The organism is Echinicola jeungdonensis, from assembly GCF_030409905.1.
Classification (GTDB): Bacteria; Bacteroidota; Bacteroidia; order Cytophagales; family Cyclobacteriaceae; genus Echinicola; species Echinicola jeungdonensis.
Map to the genome: position 1 here is coordinate 2,032,612 of NZ_JAUFQT010000001.1, position 15,810 is coordinate 2,048,421.

Annotated in this window: 14 protein-coding genes; 10 read left to right on the plus strand and 4 right to left on the minus strand. The window is 42.6% G+C overall.

Going from position 1 to position 15,810, the window contains the following annotated elements; translation table 11 throughout:
- Positions 1 to 215: 215 nt before the first annotated feature.
- The 7 genes from QWY93_RS08575 to QWY93_RS08605 all read left to right on the plus strand — a co-directional run bounded on the left by QWY93_RS08575 (position 216) and on the right by QWY93_RS08605 (position 8,480).
- Positions 216 to 890 (plus strand): hypothetical protein, encoded by a 675-nt coding sequence (locus QWY93_RS08575; RefSeq protein ID WP_290247785.1) that lies wholly within the window; start codon positions 216 to 218, stop codon positions 888 to 890.
- Positions 891 to 1,755: 865 nt separating this feature from the next.
- Positions 1,756 to 3,024 carry a phosphatidylserine decarboxylase gene (locus tag QWY93_RS08580; protein ID WP_290247786.1) on the plus strand — a complete coding sequence of 423 codons (1,269 nt, stop codon included), beginning with the start codon at positions 1,756 to 1,758 and terminating at the stop codon, positions 3,022 to 3,024.
- Between the two features lie 653 nt (positions 3,025 to 3,677).
- Positions 3,678 to 4,487, plus strand: a complete 810-nt coding sequence (locus QWY93_RS08585) for a tyrosine-type recombinase/integrase (RefSeq protein WP_290246383.1) — start codon at positions 3,678 to 3,680, stop codon at positions 4,485 to 4,487.
- Positions 4,487 to 5,659, plus strand: a complete 1,173-nt coding sequence (locus QWY93_RS08590; protein WP_290248799.1) for an IS91 family transposase — start codon at positions 4,487 to 4,489, stop codon at positions 5,657 to 5,659. Before QWY93_RS08585 ends, QWY93_RS08590 begins: the two co-directional genes overlap by 1 nt.
- A 322-nt stretch (positions 5,660 to 5,981) precedes the next feature.
- Entirely contained in the window at positions 5,982 to 6,491 is a 510-nt protein-coding gene (locus tag QWY93_RS08595) for a hypothetical protein (RefSeq protein WP_290247787.1), read from the plus strand.
- A gap of 331 nt (positions 6,492 to 6,822) precedes the next feature.
- A complete protein-coding gene (locus tag QWY93_RS08600) occupies positions 6,823 to 7,851 on the plus strand; it encodes a T6SS phospholipase effector Tle1-like catalytic domain-containing protein (protein ID WP_290247788.1) in 1,029 nt (342 codons plus the stop codon).
- A gap of 86 nt (positions 7,852 to 7,937) precedes the next feature.
- On the plus strand, positions 7,938 to 8,480 hold the full coding sequence (locus QWY93_RS08605; protein ID WP_290247789.1) for a DUF1697 domain-containing protein: 543 nt from the start codon (positions 7,938 to 7,940) through the stop codon (positions 8,478 to 8,480).
- A gap of 5 nt (positions 8,481 to 8,485) precedes the next feature.
- Here the strand turns inward: QWY93_RS08605 and QWY93_RS08610 are convergent, their stop codons facing one another.
- From QWY93_RS08610 to QWY93_RS08620, 3 genes are all read right to left on the minus strand, one after another.
- Complete coding sequence (locus QWY93_RS08610; RefSeq protein WP_290247790.1) at positions 8,486 to 9,316, minus strand: class I SAM-dependent methyltransferase; 831 nt, start codon at positions 9,314 to 9,316, stop codon at positions 8,486 to 8,488.
- A gap of 59 nt (positions 9,317 to 9,375) precedes the next feature.
- The gene (locus QWY93_RS08615; RefSeq protein ID WP_290247791.1) at positions 9,376 to 10,272 is read right to left on the minus strand and encodes an alpha/beta fold hydrolase; all 897 of its coding nucleotides are present in this window, start codon (positions 10,270 to 10,272) and stop codon (positions 9,376 to 9,378) included.
- A gap of 648 nt (positions 10,273 to 10,920) precedes the next feature.
- A complete protein-coding gene (locus tag QWY93_RS08620) occupies positions 10,921 to 12,549 on the minus strand; it encodes a helix-turn-helix transcriptional regulator (protein ID WP_290247792.1) in 1,629 nt (542 codons plus the stop codon).
- 187 nt (positions 12,550 to 12,736) lie between these two features.
- On the opposite strand from QWY93_RS08620, the gene QWY93_RS08625 reads away from it, so the two are divergent.
- Positions 12,737 to 13,582, plus strand: coding sequence for an alpha/beta fold hydrolase (locus QWY93_RS08625; protein WP_290247793.1), 846 nt, complete (start codon positions 12,737 to 12,739; stop codon positions 13,580 to 13,582).
- A 202-nt stretch (positions 13,583 to 13,784) separates the two neighbouring features.
- Here the strand turns inward: QWY93_RS08625 and QWY93_RS08630 are convergent, their stop codons facing one another.
- Positions 13,785 to 14,198 carry a winged helix-turn-helix transcriptional regulator gene (locus tag QWY93_RS08630; protein ID WP_290247795.1) on the minus strand — a complete coding sequence of 138 codons (414 nt, stop codon included), beginning with the start codon at positions 14,196 to 14,198 and terminating at the stop codon, positions 13,785 to 13,787.
- A gap of 50 nt (positions 14,199 to 14,248) precedes the next feature.
- Here QWY93_RS08630 and QWY93_RS08635 point away from each other — a divergent pair, with 50 nt between their 5' ends.
- Together QWY93_RS08635 and QWY93_RS08640 are read left to right on the plus strand one after the other, a co-directional pair.
- Positions 14,249 to 14,620, plus strand: a complete 372-nt coding sequence (locus tag QWY93_RS08635; protein WP_290247796.1) for a DoxX family protein — start codon at positions 14,249 to 14,251, stop codon at positions 14,618 to 14,620.
- A gap of 196 nt (positions 14,621 to 14,816) precedes the next feature.
- Complete coding sequence (locus tag QWY93_RS08640) at positions 14,817 to 15,740, plus strand: methylenetetrahydrofolate reductase (RefSeq protein WP_290247797.1); 924 nt, start codon at positions 14,817 to 14,819, stop codon at positions 15,738 to 15,740.
- Positions 15,741 to 15,810: the final 70 nt, after the last annotated feature.

Sequence of the window (15,810 nt, forward strand, 5' to 3'; positions counted from 1 at the left end):
AAAATAATACTGTGTGTTTGTATTATAGCAGGGTGGTATTGGATATTATACTCCAATTTTGGGTGTAATATAATGTTAGGATTAATCTTTAAAAAATAGAAGAGGAAACCTGATACAATTTAGTGCCTTAGCCATAATTTGGCCCTATCATTTTAGATAAGGGTAATTCCATTAACGCTTTCAGCAAAGGATTTAATCTAAAATGAGGCATCGCTATGAAAACATTACAGGCTTACTTATTTATTCCCCTCCTTCTTTTGGGGCTCATTCTAAATTTTAGCTGCAGCCAGATTGAGGGGCCTGCAATCACCCAGGAAACCCCGGTGTATGCAAGCAAACAGGCAATGCAGATGTCGAAAGATAATATTGTCACCTACCTGTTTTCATTCAACTCTGCAGGCTTCAATTTCGATTTTGGAATTTCAGAAACTGTACAAACTGGCAGTTTTAGCTATGATTCCGACAACCCGGTAAACTTCAACAATGGTCTGGGGTTCTATGTTTTCGATTTCGAATTCGTGCCCACCTTAAGTTTTGATCCCCAGAGGGATATAGGCTGGGTTCTGCAACCGATTTTCGACAATACCACAGTAGAGGTCCCGCATGGTCAGCTAAAAATCTCCAATGATCAATGGGAGCTTTTTGACTCCGAAGGAAACTTAGTTTTTCAGATATTTGCTAATCCTGATGACGATGGCGGATTTACAGGCCACATTTCAGAGATCGCCCTCGGGGGAGGCTTCGCGATTTTAACCTACACCCAGGTGAATGACGGTAAGGTGACGATTTGCCATAGGCCTGGAATGCAAGGGCAAAAGACCATGAAAATTCCGATTGGTGCTTTGGATGCCCACTTGCGTCACGGTGATTCGCTAGGTCAATGTCAATAAAAGTGCCTTTGAGCTACCGAATGTTGTCCCTTAACCTTAGGGGCTAACTTCTGTGGTAGTGGACAAGAAGGCTTTGTGGTAAATTCTTGGGGGTGAAGTGTTGATATGTGGTAGTTTTGATATGGACTTTTTTTGAAACCCTCAAGCCATGATAAGGCTTTGGGTAACTTCATTCTTAGCAAGACCTAGCCCCGCAAAATATCCAGGCCAGGGGTGATTATCCCCTAGCTTAAAAATTCAACCCTACCTCCTGGCTTTACCAGCAAAAAAGTCACTACTGCCCACCCTTTTTCGCTAAAGGCTCATCCTATCAATATTTGCACAATGAGCCATTTAAGGGGAACTTGCTCTCCCTCTCCGGGATTTCAGATTTTGCTTATTAAGGATTTTACATTACAAATGTCGAATGGCGGAGGGTATAGAGCCCATAGCTTTGACAAAGGTTAGCTTTATAGAATCTAGTTCAAAAGCCCTGATAGGGGCGATTACTATCATAACCCGGGGTTTAAATCCTGGGTAATAAAGCTCCGCCACCTTTTGGCTTTAGCCGCATAATTCTTACTACTGCCCACTTCTTTCCGCTAAAGCCGCTTTCTGTCAATATTTGCATAATGAGCCATTTTAGGCAAACCTGCTCTCCATGATTTCAAATCCTTGTTTAAATAGCGCATTAGACTCAATTTTTATGGTCTCTTGTCGGAGACAGCGGGACAACGGTTGAAAATCTCTTTATAAAATGTTAATTTATTGCTTGATATATCCGGAAGGAAAACACCTTCCGGTTCCTGCCTATTATCGTTCCTGACCTTTGTGTTAGGTTAATGTGATATCCTGTTTTAAACCCCCAAAATAACCCTGCCTTCCCATGAAACCATCCTTTCTGAACTTCAAAATACTGCTTTTTATCCTAATAATGGCTGCTTTTTCGGCCTTCAATCCGTCGAAATCTCAGGAAAAAAAGGATTATGGTGAAGCCACTAAGGCTTTGATAGAGATTGTGGAAAATAATCCAGAGGTAAAATCCATGCTGGTTTCCTCCCTGGAAATTGCCCAACAGATCAACCCCGATAAAAAGACCAACCCTGCCCAAAGCCTGGAGGAATACTTTAAGTTTGTTTCGCATTGTGAAAGGAGTATGCCCTGGGATTTATTGCAGGAAACCAATTACAACGGGCTTTTGAGTCAGACCAGCCAAAGCCTGATTTATTTTTACTTTTTGCTGGATCAGCCCTTGCCCGAACTGGAAGGGAAAGGAAATTACAAAAACACCTTACAGTATGCCGAACCCATTGCCTCCTGGCTTATCACTTTTGACCAATCCTGGGCCCGGTTTTTAGAAACGGAGGCCTCCTGGAATGAGGAATACTATCAAATGGCCCTGGAGGATCCTGCTTTTGGGTTGCATAAAGGTTGGTATGAAGATCCCTCCAACTGGAAAACCTTTAATCAGTTTTTTGCCCGCCATCTTAAGTCCCCGGACCAAAGGCCCATTGCCTCTCCTGATGATCCTTCAGTGGTGGCTGCTTTTGCGGATTCCCGCCCACAGGGAGTATGGGACATTGATGGAAATTCAGAAATTATTTCAAAAGAGGGCGTTCCGGTAAAATCAGCAAGGGTCCAATCCATCCCCGAGCTTTTAGGAAAAGAAAGTGCCTATAAAAATGCCTTTGCTAAGGGGACCTTTACCCATTCTTTTTTGGGAATCAGTGATTATCACCGCTTTCACTTTCCCATGAGTGGAACTATTAAAGAAATCCGGGTGATCCCTGGGGTGAATCCTTCGGGGGGTGAAATTTGGTGGGATGCCCAAAATAAGCGATATGGTTTTGATCCCTCCTCCATCGGCTGGCAGGTGGTGGAAACCAGGGGCTGTGTAATATTGGATACCAGTAAATATGGCCTGGTGGCCTTGCTGCCCATAGGCATGGCCGTAGTCAATTCGGTTAACCTTGAAAAGCAGCTAAAGCCCGGGGATAAGGTGAAAAAAGGAGATATGCTGGGCCATTTTGCCTTTGGCGGCTCCGACTTTATTATGGTTTTTCAGGATAAGGTAAATTTCACCCTCACCGCTCCCAGGGAAGGGGATGGCTTTAAGCATATGTTGATGGGCGAGGAGTTGGGAAGGGTGAAATAGATATGAGATGGGAGATTTGAGACATTAGATGTATCAAGTAGTTGATTTTGGTAGCAAGATAACGATTTAAGGTCACTGAAATATGTTCTAAGACGTCATTGCGAATGAAGCCTTAGCGGAATGAAGCAATCTCACCTTGAGTAGTGGAGACCGCAACACTAAGTTTTCAATCCGATTTTTGCAAAAAAATAAATGATCAGCTTACCTTGATCTGGTATTTTTCACTTTTTGGGAAAAATAGGTTATAGCGGTATTCTTTTAAAAGGTTTGCCCGGGTAGTGGAAGTTTTTTGATGGGTTGGGAGGAAATGAATTTTTATTCAGATTCAGGCTATTCGTAGAAAAAAACAAAAACGGGGACAATTCATTACTAATGCTAAATTACAAAGTGGTAATCCTTTTGAAGTGAAAAAAAATAAGGACGTCAAATTTCCTTTATTGATAATTAAACCTGGAAAACTGCCCATACCCAACGCATATGGTTGGGTAAGACCTGAAAAACAAGATATAAGTAAGTTGAACAAAACCTCCTACGTCGGTAGCTATTTGATTTTGAACAGTTAACCAATTTATTTTCAGTGATTTACCCTAAATTCACTCCATGTTTTACCATTAAATAAATAACATCATGGAAAAAAAAGTCTTCGTCAACGGATGTATGAGGAAATGTTGGTCAGGAACTATTCCCCCAGGACCATCAGTACCTACATCAGCCTTGTATCGGCAGTTTCCAAACATTTTGGAAAGATCCCCGAACAGATCAGTATTGGTAAGTTAAAGGAATACCTTTTCCATAAGGTCGAAGTCAACAAAATGTCCCCTTCAGGGGTGAATCAGACCATCAGTGCGTTCAAAATACTTTTCAAAGATGTCCTGGGCAGGAGCTGGGATCCGGTAAGAATCAAGCGGCCCAGACGGCCCCAACTCCTCCCTTCTGTTTTTTCGAAAGAGGAGATATCCCTTATACTGAACTCCATAAGGAACAGAAAGCATTATTGCCTGCTGGCCCTCACCTACGCCTCCGGTCTGAGGCTGAACGAGGTGATCAGCCTGAAGCCCTGTGATATCGACAGTGACAGGATGCAGCTGAAAGTAAGGGGAGGAAAGGGATATAAGGACAGGTATACCCTGCTGCCAAAAGGGCTGTTGGAAAGGCTCCGGGAATACTACAGGTACTACCGGCCCAAAACCTATCTTTTCGAAGGCCGGACACCTGGCAAACCCTACAGTGAAAAGAGTGCACAGTGCGTTTTAAAAAAAGCCATGGAATGCGCAGGGGTAACAAAGCATGCTTCTTTCCATACCCTTCGCCACTCCTTTGCCACGCACCTTCTTGAGCAGGGAACCAATGTCAGGTTAATCCAGGAGCTGTTGGGCCACAAATCCCTCAGGACCACTACGGTTTACCTGCATGTGACCAACTTGAATCCGGCACAGATCAAAAGTCCCCTGGACGAGCTGTGATGGATATCCTTAACAAGAGGAACAGCGGGGTAGAACTTTCCGATATCCTTCTGGGGCAGAAAGAATCCTTTCTTTCAGGAAACAGCCCGTGTACCGCCCAGTACAAGGCCTATCTGGACATCATTTCCTGCAGGACATCTGAAATGGGTTCCCATACCCTGGCATGTGACAGCTGTGGCCATACCAAAACGAGCTATAACAGCTGCCGGAACCGCCATTGTCCCAAGTGCCAGTATATCAAACAGCAGGTATGGGTAGAAAAGCTCAGGAGCAGGTTGCTGCCGGTGAGGTACTTTCACGTAGTGTTCACCGTCCCGGACTTTCTCAGGCCGCTTTTTTATACCAACCAGCGGTATGGTTACAAGCTCCTGTTTGAAGCCTCTTCGGCCGCAGTGAAAAAGGCTGCCCTGAACCCCGCTTTTCTGGGGGTTGAAAGCGGCTGTATGGCGGTGCTGCATACATGGGGACAGTCCCTGTCCTACCATCCACATATCCACATGCTTGTTCCTGCCGGGGGACTGGACAGCGATGGGCAGGAGTGGATCGTCGCCCATAAAAAGTTCTTTGTTCCGGTGAAGGCACTGTCAGCTATTTACAGGGGCGTATTTATGGAAAAACTTATCAGGGCGTTGGAAGGAAACCTTCTCAGGATACCGGAAAAGCAGGCAAAACTGTTTGCCGACCCAAGGCTTCTCAGGCGGGAAGCCTATGCAAAGTTTTGGCATGTCTACATCAAAAAGACCTTCAGGGGGGCAAACCAGGTGGTCAGCTATCTGGGAAGGTATACCCACCGCGTGGCCATCAGCAACAGCAGGATCCAATGGACTGATGGGAAAGCGGTCAGTTTCAGGTGGAAGGACTACAGGGACAACAGGAACAGGACCATGAGCCTCAGCTGCCACGAGTTTGTAAGGAGGTTTATGCAGCACATCCTCCCTTCTGGATTTTACAAGATCAGGTACTACGGGATCATGGCCTCGGCAAACAGCAGGACCAAAATGGAAACCTGCTTCAGCTTGCTGAAAAAGACAGGGTACATCTCCTTCTACCAGGGACTGACCACTTACGAGATACTGGAAGAGGTACTGGGCCCGGACTTCTTCCTTTGCCCCTGCTGTAAACGGGGAAAAATGGTGTTCGGGATTGCTTCACCAAAAGAAAAAGGCCCCTGAAACTTTATAAACGGGACGTTCATTGACATCATGAAGAACAGATTGGAGGGAAAAGGTTTCCCAGGGAAAAATATGCCTTTTTCCAGCAAAACCATCAATCAAACTAGAAGCTTTAAACAGCGAAACCAAAGAACCTCCTGAAAACTCCCGCCAAGAAAAGATCCATGAAAGACAAATGCCCATAGCAGTTCACCGGCTCCGTCCAACTATGTTTTAAACGCAATCTTGATAGTCTTAAGAAAATAGTTTATTTTTTGCCTAGATTGCGTTTAAAACACTTTACGTTGGGGTTAATATTAAAAACCACTTAAAATATGAAGTTATGGAAATTGAAACTGAAATTATTGTTGTCATTATTGCCTCAATAGCATCCCTAATTGTGGGCTTAATAAATATTTTTTTTAACGCAAGAATTTCAGCCAAACAAAATGAAATTGAGTTAAAAAAAGCAAGAATCGAACTTCTTGAAACAAGGAGACAAAAAGTTGAAGTTGTTAAATCTGAAATCTCTAACAGAATAATTGACTTAAGTGATGTAAGAGATTTTGAATTCGAAAAGCATTTTCCAAGAATGGTAGATTTTTTTCAGAAAAATTCCAGCAATGTATTTTCAATTGGTCATTTAATAGATTCAAATTTTATCAAAGAATTAAAGGCATTAAACAAACGTATTAATGAATACATAGCGAAATCTAAACAACGGATTCAATTTGATAATAACGAAGCAAAAAAAGATATTGAGAAAATGTCTAAATTGGGAAATCGAATAAATGAAAAATTAGATGAAAGTCTTCAAAATATAGAAAATGAGATAATTAAATTGCTGAAATAAGATTACTAACCCCAACATTGCATATAGCTTATTGCTGGTTCAATCTTAAAATCGAGTTTTTCATCTCTTAATCAAGTTCATCTTGTGAGGAAGAGAAGGAGCTTCGAAAATCGCCACACGCCATATGCAAGACCGTTAAAAGAAGGTTAAGAATTGTTATCCTGATTTGGTGGATTGTTGTCAATTCAGGTTAATAAAAAAAGTGTTTACTGGACTTCTGGCAATTGTCTAAAATTTGTACCTTATTTTTAATTTATTGACCTCAATCTAAGAGTAAGGAAAAGGTAATATAAGCAGTATTTTTTAAGGAACTTTTAAACCCAATCGACCCATGAAAAAAATTGTTATCTGTGCCGATGGCACCTGGAACCGGCCGGAGCGAAATATAAAGGAAGACTTTCCCACCAATGTGCTGCAGTTTGCCCGGGGCATGGCCTCGACCGACCAAAATGGCACCAAACAAATTGTCTTTTATGACTGGGGCATTGGCTCCTATCATGATAAGTTTGCCGGTGGTGCCCTTGGCCAGGGCCTGGAAAAGAATGTCAAGGATGGTTACCGCTTTTTGATCCATAACTATGAGCCTGGGGATGAAATTTACCTTTTTGGCTTTAGCCGGGGGGCCTATACCATCCGGAGCCTTTGCGGCCTTATCAATAATTGCAGCATCCTTAAAAGTTCCGAAGGGAAAATGGTGGAAGCGGCCTTTGACCTCTATAAAACCAAGAAATACAAACCCCGGGATGATTACTCTAAAAACTGGCGTTCAAAGTATGCTGTTCAGGACAAGACCATGATTCATTTTGTAGGTGTTTGGGATACAGTGGGGGCCATGGGGCTGCCTTTTTCATTTTTTGGGCTGATCGAAAAGAAGCACCTGTTTTATGACCGGAAGTTGGGTTCCAATATCAAAAAGGCCCGCCATGCGCTTTCCCTGGATGAATTGAGGGATGATTTTGAGCCCACCATTTGGGAACCCAAAGAAGGAGTGGACCTGAAGCAGGTTTGGTTTGCCGGTGTCCATGCGGACATTGGGGGCAGTTACCAACCCGATAAGGATGGCTCATGCCTGGCGGATATTCCCATGCTTTGGATGCAGAAGGAAGCTGCGAATGCAGGGTTGGCATTTGAATCCTACATGTCCAAAATAAAAACCAACCCCCTGGCCAGTCAGCATAATGAATACCGGGGAGGTTATTTGGCTTTGGGCAAAAAGGAAAGAAAGATTCCGGACCCTGAAAAGATCCCCACTTTTGTACATCAAAGTGTGAAGGAGCGCTATGATGGAATGGAATATTCTTGTGATGCGATAGAAGCCTATGCGAAGAAATATGGGGATTGGCCGGAATTGACGGATTGAGGGCGGTCCACGAATTTCACTAATTATTTCGTGAAATTCGTGGACCTCATCTTGATTTTAATATTCCGGAAATACTTGAAAAAAATATGGAAACCAAGATTGCAATATTGAGGGGGATTAATGTTGGAGGGAAAAGAAAATTACGGATGGCAGATTTGAAAAATATGCTTACTAATTTGGGGCTGTCCGGGATTCAGACTTATATACAAAGCGGAAATGTGATTTTTCAATCCAATACAGACAATCAAAAGTTGGCCGATATATTGGAAAAATCCATCAAAGAAAATTTTGATTATGAGGTTCCGGTGATTGTGAGGTCTTCTAAAGAATTGGAGAAGTCTATCCAAGGGAATCCCTTTTTTGATGAAAATGCAGATATCAATAAACTGCACCTGGTCTTCCTAAAGGAAAAACCATCGGAGGCGAATAGGCAGGAGGTGGAAACCGACAATTTTGCCCCGGACAGGTTTGCTATATCTGACAAGGATGTTTTCCTGTTTTGCGAAGGCAAATACCATGAAACCAAGCTTTCCAATGCTTTTTTTGAGAAAAAATTAAAGGTTGGCGCTACGACAAGAAACTGGAAAACAGTATTGAAATTGCATGAATTGGCTCACAAAACAGGTTGAATTTTCTATCCTTTCTTACCCACACCCACATTTAATGCTGCCTTTAGAATGGCTTCTTCTTTTCCTCCTGCCTGGGCCCTTACCATGTCCTCCAGGGTTTGTTGGACCTGGGATTTTTGCTTTTCGGTTAGTTCAGAAGTGAGCTTTACAGCAATAGGGTTGCTGTTCAAGACACTGTTCCAAAGCTCAGAACCAGACTTAAACCGGAAGGGCAACACTTCTTTGAAGATTTGGACCTCTTTTAATCCGGCTTCCTCCAATCGTTGTTGCAGTATTTGGGGATCAGCCACCTGGAATGGCAAAGCGTCCTTGGGCAACCCTCCAAAATCAGGGATATTGATTTGAAGTGCTGTAAAGAAAAACTTCAGGAAATCTACTTTGTCCGGGGTTTGGAAAGCAATGACCAGCACTTTTCCATCGGGTTTGGTCACCCGGACCATTTCCCTTAAGCCTTGGGGCAAATCGGGAAAAAGCATCACCCCAAATTGAGAGCCTGTAACATCATAAAGGTTATCTTTGAAATCCAGGTTATGCCCATCCATTACATAGCCGTTCACCTGGTGGAGGCCATTTCTTTCCGCCCGGGCTTTTAAGAGCCTGATCATATTGGGAGCAATGTCCACAGCGCTTACCCTGGCACCCATCTGGGCAGCCGGAAGGGATAATGCGCCACTCCCCGCTGCCACATCAAGGAAATCCATTCCGGGTTTTAGGCCGGCCAATTTCAGTAATTTTTTGGTGAACTGGGCTTCATGAGCAGTAGTGATATATTGGTCATATCCTTCTGATATCAGGTCCCAAGCCTGTTGTGCTTGTTTTGATTCAATAGTATTCATGGTTGAAAAGGGTTTGTTTGAAGAAAAATACCGGGAAACTATGTTCCAATTCCTTTAACTTATTTTTCCAGAACCGGTTGGTCAATGGCAACCTGGATGGCATGGGCAAATTCCTCGGGCCTTTCCAACTTGGGATCATCCCTTGTTTCTTCAATGATCTGGAGCGGCCATCCATATTTCTCACTGGCTTTCTGTGCCACTTTTAACTTGTTGGCCTTATCGTGTCTTCCCCAGATCAGAGCTACCGGAACAGAAATTTTTCTCAATTGTCCCTCAGGAATTTTGCCACTTAAGGCCCCCATTATTGCTTTGGCAGCGGCTTTCTTTTCGGGGTTTTTGGCATTAACTAGATTATAATCCAAAAACGGCTGCCAATATTTGCCCATAACTTTGCTTAATGTTTTGATGTCATAAAGGCATTGGGGCAGGAAGCGCAGGTAACTTTTTTCACTTGGAAACATCATAAAGCGAAAGAACTCGAATGCAAACCTTGGGGCTGGGAAGAAGGAAGAAAGTCCTAAGGAGTCCACCAATACTATTCCCTTAACCTTGTTTCCATATTCCCTGGCATAATGGGCAGCCAGGGCTCCACCCACCACATGCCCCACAAGGACCGGTTTTTGGCTACAGGTTTGGGAAATAAAGCTGTCCAGCCAGTTCAGCAGGAAGTGGGTATCCAATTTTTTGGGACTGGCATCCGAAGCACCGTGGCCGGGAAAATCCGGCACAAGGACTTTATAATGTTGAACCAGAAACGGAATGGACCGCATCCACCAAACTGAAGATTCCCCCGGGCCGTGCAAAAGCACCAAAGGGACCCCTTCACCACCTTCCAGATAAGCAGTCAACACCCCTCCAATTTTAACTTGATGTTCCTGGACGGGTAAATCACTTGTTAATTTTTTTCGATAAATGGAGGCCTCTTTGAGGGCCCCGTTTATATTTGAAGATTTCATGACTGATTTGTTTTAATGTTTGATGTCAAGGTAGGAAGAACCCCATCTTTTATCATCGGTCATTACACCCATTGATTGAGTGGGGGATATGGGTGATTTCCGCCAGGGAGGATGTAAAGGAACTCAATCAGTGTGGCCAGAGGTTTCGCGCAAAGGTGCAAAAGTGCGCAAAGTTTTTTTAACCTAAATCGAAGGGATTGTTTCCGCCTTGCAGGTTTTGGCGTTAAGAAATTTAAGAAGCGGGCTGCAAAAGGCACAGGCATGTCTGACGGTTATGCTGAAATTAACAATTGATGATGCTCATAAAGGAGGAGTTTGGCTGTGCGTGGGAAGGCTTAAATTTTAACCAAAAGTTGCACAGCGGCGGGGTTTTTTGGTCACTTTTTTTACCTGAAGAAAAAAAGTGACAAAGTGAATTAAGAAAAAAAATTAATGGTATGTTATGAGGGGAATTTGAATTATGTTACAGCCTCCAGGGCTCTCGAGTCCTCGCTATATTCCGTCATTCAGCGCTTTAATATTTAATGAAATTTTACCTTCTCGCAGTGACGTTTTTATATGGAATTGAGGTTTATTCAAAAAATACTGCTAGCCCTGCTCCTTCGGTTGGCAGGGACAGTTTCTGTGAGAAAAATGATATTTTTTCCTTCAAAGAAACTGATGTTTGTAGGCAAAAGCGGTGGCCTCAGTGCGGGAATTCACGTTCAATTTGTCAAAAATATTGCTGAGATGCCTTTCTACTGTTCTTTCGCTGATAAACAATTGATCGGCTATGGCTTTGTTTTTTTCTCCTTCTGCCACTAGCTGGAGGACCTGAAGCTCCCGCAAAGTAAGTCCATGGTATTCCTGTGGTTTGTTGATTTCCAACAGGGCATCCACTTTTTCAAGGTCGGGTTGCGCTTCCAGTTCCTGAAAAATCCATTGGGCCGATTTTAACTCCATTATTGCTGAATCTAAATCTCCTTGCTCCTTGTAGGCCCTGCCCAAAAGAAAGCGGGCAGAAGCCGCTTCATAAGGGGCATTTAATTCATACCAAAGCTTTAAGGATTGACGGAGGGAATTAATGGCCGCCTCCGGATCCTGGTCCATTAAAAATAACTCACCTTGACAATAGGAGGTAATGGCTTGAATGAAGGTGGCATCATATTTTTGGGCCACTTCAATTAATTGCTCCAGAGCCATATGAGCTTCCTTAAGATGATCCTCCGCAAGCATGATTTTGATGTAGGCGGGTAATATTTTCAGTTTTTGGAGGGAGGTTTTTGCTTCATCAAAGGCATTTTGAATGCTTTTGATGGCCGCATCTTCTTCATTTTGTGCCAGCCTTAATAGGGCCAGGCCGGGTTGGGGTTTTCTGCCCCACTTGTTGGCCTCCAAATAATATTTTTCTGCTTGTGTAAAATCTCCTTTCATCCGGAATATCTCTGCCAGTAAATAATAGGCTTCCCCTGCCGCAGGTTCTCCGGGAGGGCTGGAAAGCATTTGGCAGGCTTGCTGCATTTCATCCAGGGCCTGGGACCATTCACCATGAATGTGCCTGATTTGGGAACGACGGATAAGGCATTGTCCACGAAAAGGGATCAGGTCAGGCTGGGATTCACACCATTGGCTCAACACAGCAGTCCATTCCTGGGCTCTTCTGATATCATAAATCAACTGACAAGTTTCGATCACCGCACAATAAACAATGCCCACCACCAAAGGGGAGATATTGGAAGATTCTACGGCGACCATTGCTTCGTCCAGGAGGGAAATACCTTCCGCAATATCACCCATATGAATTTTTGCTTGGCCCTGGCCTAGTAAACTTAAAGTAGTCAAGTCCGGGTCTTTATATCCATGGCCTATCTCCAGGGCATTTTTGAATTGGGTCAAAGCCAAATCTGCTTTCCCTCCTCCCAAGGCGCCAAGTCCTGCAGGGAGCAAAAGTAACCCGTTTTCAGCCCCTTTTATATGGTGGTCTTCCAACAATCGGTGGGCCCTGGAAAACCATCCACTTCCCCTGGCCCTTTCTCCCTTGAACATCAACAGCATTCCTATCCAAAAGGCACATCGGACCGCATCTTTGGCTTGTCCGATTTCAAGAAATCGATGATGCGTGCGGGCTAGGATATTTAGGCATTCCTCATCCTTCCCGGTTAAATAAGCGGCAAATGCTAGCTGATATAATTCTTCAGGTTGGAGCGTGTTTTCCCTGGCTTTTAAGTTTTTATAGTGCTTTGACCAGGATTGCTCTTGAGATAATCCGTATTTAAGATTTGAATTGGACGGATTCATAATCAGCTGTTAGGAATGAGTATATAAATTGATAAAAATCGATGTAAATTAAAAGGGATTCTTTGGCTGGAAAGCAATAAATATTGGCGGTGATTGGGAAATAAGAAAAGTTGAATTGTTTTTTATTGACCTGAAGAATAGGAGATTCCCTGAAAATGAATAAAATATTTCCTAACTTCAATAGGATATGGAAGTCAATGGTTACAATTTTAAAGTAGTGGATCAGGGCAGTGGGGATCCGGTAGTTTTTGTCCATGGTTCTATCAGTGACTGGAGGACCTGGAAGAGACCACTGGAGACTTTTGGCCAATCCTACCATGCCATTGCCTACAGCAGAAGATTCCACTGGCCCAATGAGGAGATACCTGAGGGGGCAGATTATTCATTTCTTCAGCATGTGGAAGATTTGCACGAAATTCTTAAATCATTAGGGAAACCCGTGCATTTAATCGGGCATTCGTATGGCGCCTTGGTTAGCTTATTTTTAGCTATAAAAGCCCCTGATTTGCTCAAAACCCTGGTTTTGATGGAGCCCCCAGCCCTTACCTTATTTGTCAGCAATACCCCAAAGCCCTTAGAAATCCTCAAGTTACTTTTTAGCCGGCCAAAAACAGCTTTTGCCCTTATTCAGTTTGGAGCAAAAGGATGGAAACCGGCCAAAAAAGCAGCCAAAAATAATGACTTCAACAGGGCCATTGAAATATTTGGAACAGCGGTACTGGGTGAAGAAGCATATTTGAATATGCCTCCAACCCGGAAAGAACAAGTAAAGGACAATTTCTTCAGGGCCGAATTTACAGGATCCGGCTTCCCTCCTTTGGACGAAGAAAAAGTAAAAGGCATTCAGGTACCCACCTTGTTGTTGACAGGAGCTAAAACCCGTCCATTTTTTTTGGTATTGACGGATAGATTAGAGGAGCTGATACCCAATACCACTCGCATAAAAATTGCAAATGCCTCCCACAATATTCATGAGGACAATCCAAAGGATTTTGAACAAGTGGTTTTGGCTTTTTTGGAAAAGCATGGTTAGAGAGGGGACATTTTGTAGAAAGCTTTAAAAAAAATAACCCCGGATAGCGGAATTTAGCCGCCACCCGGGGTTATTTTTATTGGACCCGCTATTGCGGGTCCAATATTTGGATCACTTTGAAATTTTGGAAAAGGAGAATTAATTGCCATATTAAGTTGCTTGGGATTTCAAATCCCGACAAGCACTCTTTTTAGTGAAAAGGTTACTTATTTGAATTCTCAGGTAAATTTTCTTGCCCCCATTTTTCCATTTCCTGCAAAATGCCCTTTAGCGATTTTCCTAGGTCGGTAAGTTCATATTCTACTTTTGGAGGGACTTGTTGGTAGACCACCCTATTGACCAATCCATCATTTTTCAATTCCTTCAATTTGGCAATCAGCATCCTTTCTGAAATTCCCACCAGTCTTTTCCTCAATTCACTGTACCGCAGTTTTCCTTCATTCATCAGGTAAACCAAAATATTGATTTTCCACCTCCCACCAATGAGGGATAAGGTATGGGAAATGCCACATTGCGCTTTCCAATAGACCTCATTGATATTGTTGGTAGAATTTTCCTTTCTTGAATCCATGCTTACTTTTTTGTTAGTACCATACAATTTTGTAGGTACTTTCATTAATGCAATTTAATAAAAACCTTTGTCATGGAAATTAAAATGATATACAAATGGAAATTATTAAGACTGTAATTTACTGGTTGAATTTTGCTTATTACCTCTATGTTTTTGGCTATGCTTCCCTGTTTAAGGTTTTTCAAAAGAAATCCATGATGGACAATATGCTGGCGTTAGGTTTTAATAAGCCTTGGACGATCCTAATTGGGCTCGGGGAATTACTGGGCGTAATCCTGATCCTGATCGGGCTCTTTAAGCCTCCATTTAGAAATGCAGGGATTCTATTGCTGTTCCCTTTTGCTGTAGGGGCTTTTATCGCTCATATGGCACTTCATGAGTATCAATTTTTTTACAATTCATTGATCATGTGTGTGCTTTCAGTGGTTTTGTTAACCTTGGACAGCAATTTTAAAATTGTACTTTAAATAAGTGAATGTAACCATGCCCCAATCTGTTGATGGGGCTTTTTTATCAAATCCAAAAGAAGGAAAAAGAGTCAAAATCGAAAAATGGGCTTTAAAATTGCCGGGATATTGCTAGGTTTGGGGCGGAATTATTAGTTTGACTTAGGTAGTTGCCTATTTTGCATATAAGGGCAGCTTTGATAAGCTTTCAAAAAGGATGGATTTGACACTAAAAGATAAATTAACCAAACAAAAAAACGGATTGCTCTTTTATGGTTTGACGCCGCCCAAAGCCAATACAGATACCAATAAGGTCAGGGAAATTGCAGGGCGTCAAATAGAAAGAATTAATGGTTTGCCCATTGATGGATTGATCCTATATGATATTCAGGATGAATCATCCAGGACCAATGAGCCAAGGCCATTTCCCTACTTGCCCACCATGGCTCCTGATTCATACAGTGAGCAATACCTTAATGAGCTGAAAGTCCCCCGGGTAATTTATAAAAGTGTTGGAAAATGGGATAAAGATTCCTTTTCGAGTTGGATTCAAAATAGTTCCAATGGAAATTGCTATGTTTTTGTTGGGGCCCCTTCCAAAGACCAAAAAACTTCATTGACCTTAGGTGAAGCTTATAAGATTTATCAAAAAATTGAGAAAAAAATCACCCTTGGAGGGGTTACCATTCCGGAAAGGCATATGAAGCATGGGAATGAGCATTTGAGGTTAAATGATAAAACTGAAAATGGTTGTAGCTTTTTTATTTCCCAATGTGTCTATAATGTAAATAATGCCAAAAATTTCCTTTCAGATTACTATGATTTGTTCAAGGAGAAAGAAAAAGACTTTGTGCCGATCATTTTTACTTTGACCCCATGCGGCTCAAAAAAAACATTGCAGTTTATGAACTGGTTGGGTATTGATATTCCCCAAAGTTTGAAGGATAAACTGATGAATTCCGATGATATTTTAGGGGAATCGATAAAGGTGTGCAAGGCCATAGCCACTGAACTATATGAATATTGCTCCAATAGGGGGATGCCTATTGGGTTTAATATTGAAAGTGTGGCCATCCGAAAAGTCGAGATAGAGGCATCGATTGATTTATTGAAATACATCAAGGAGATGCTAGGGAAGTAAGTTGTTTTTAGGTGCCCAGAACTTTTGGTACCTAATAATCAATGACTATTTATAATAAATTTGGAGTTGG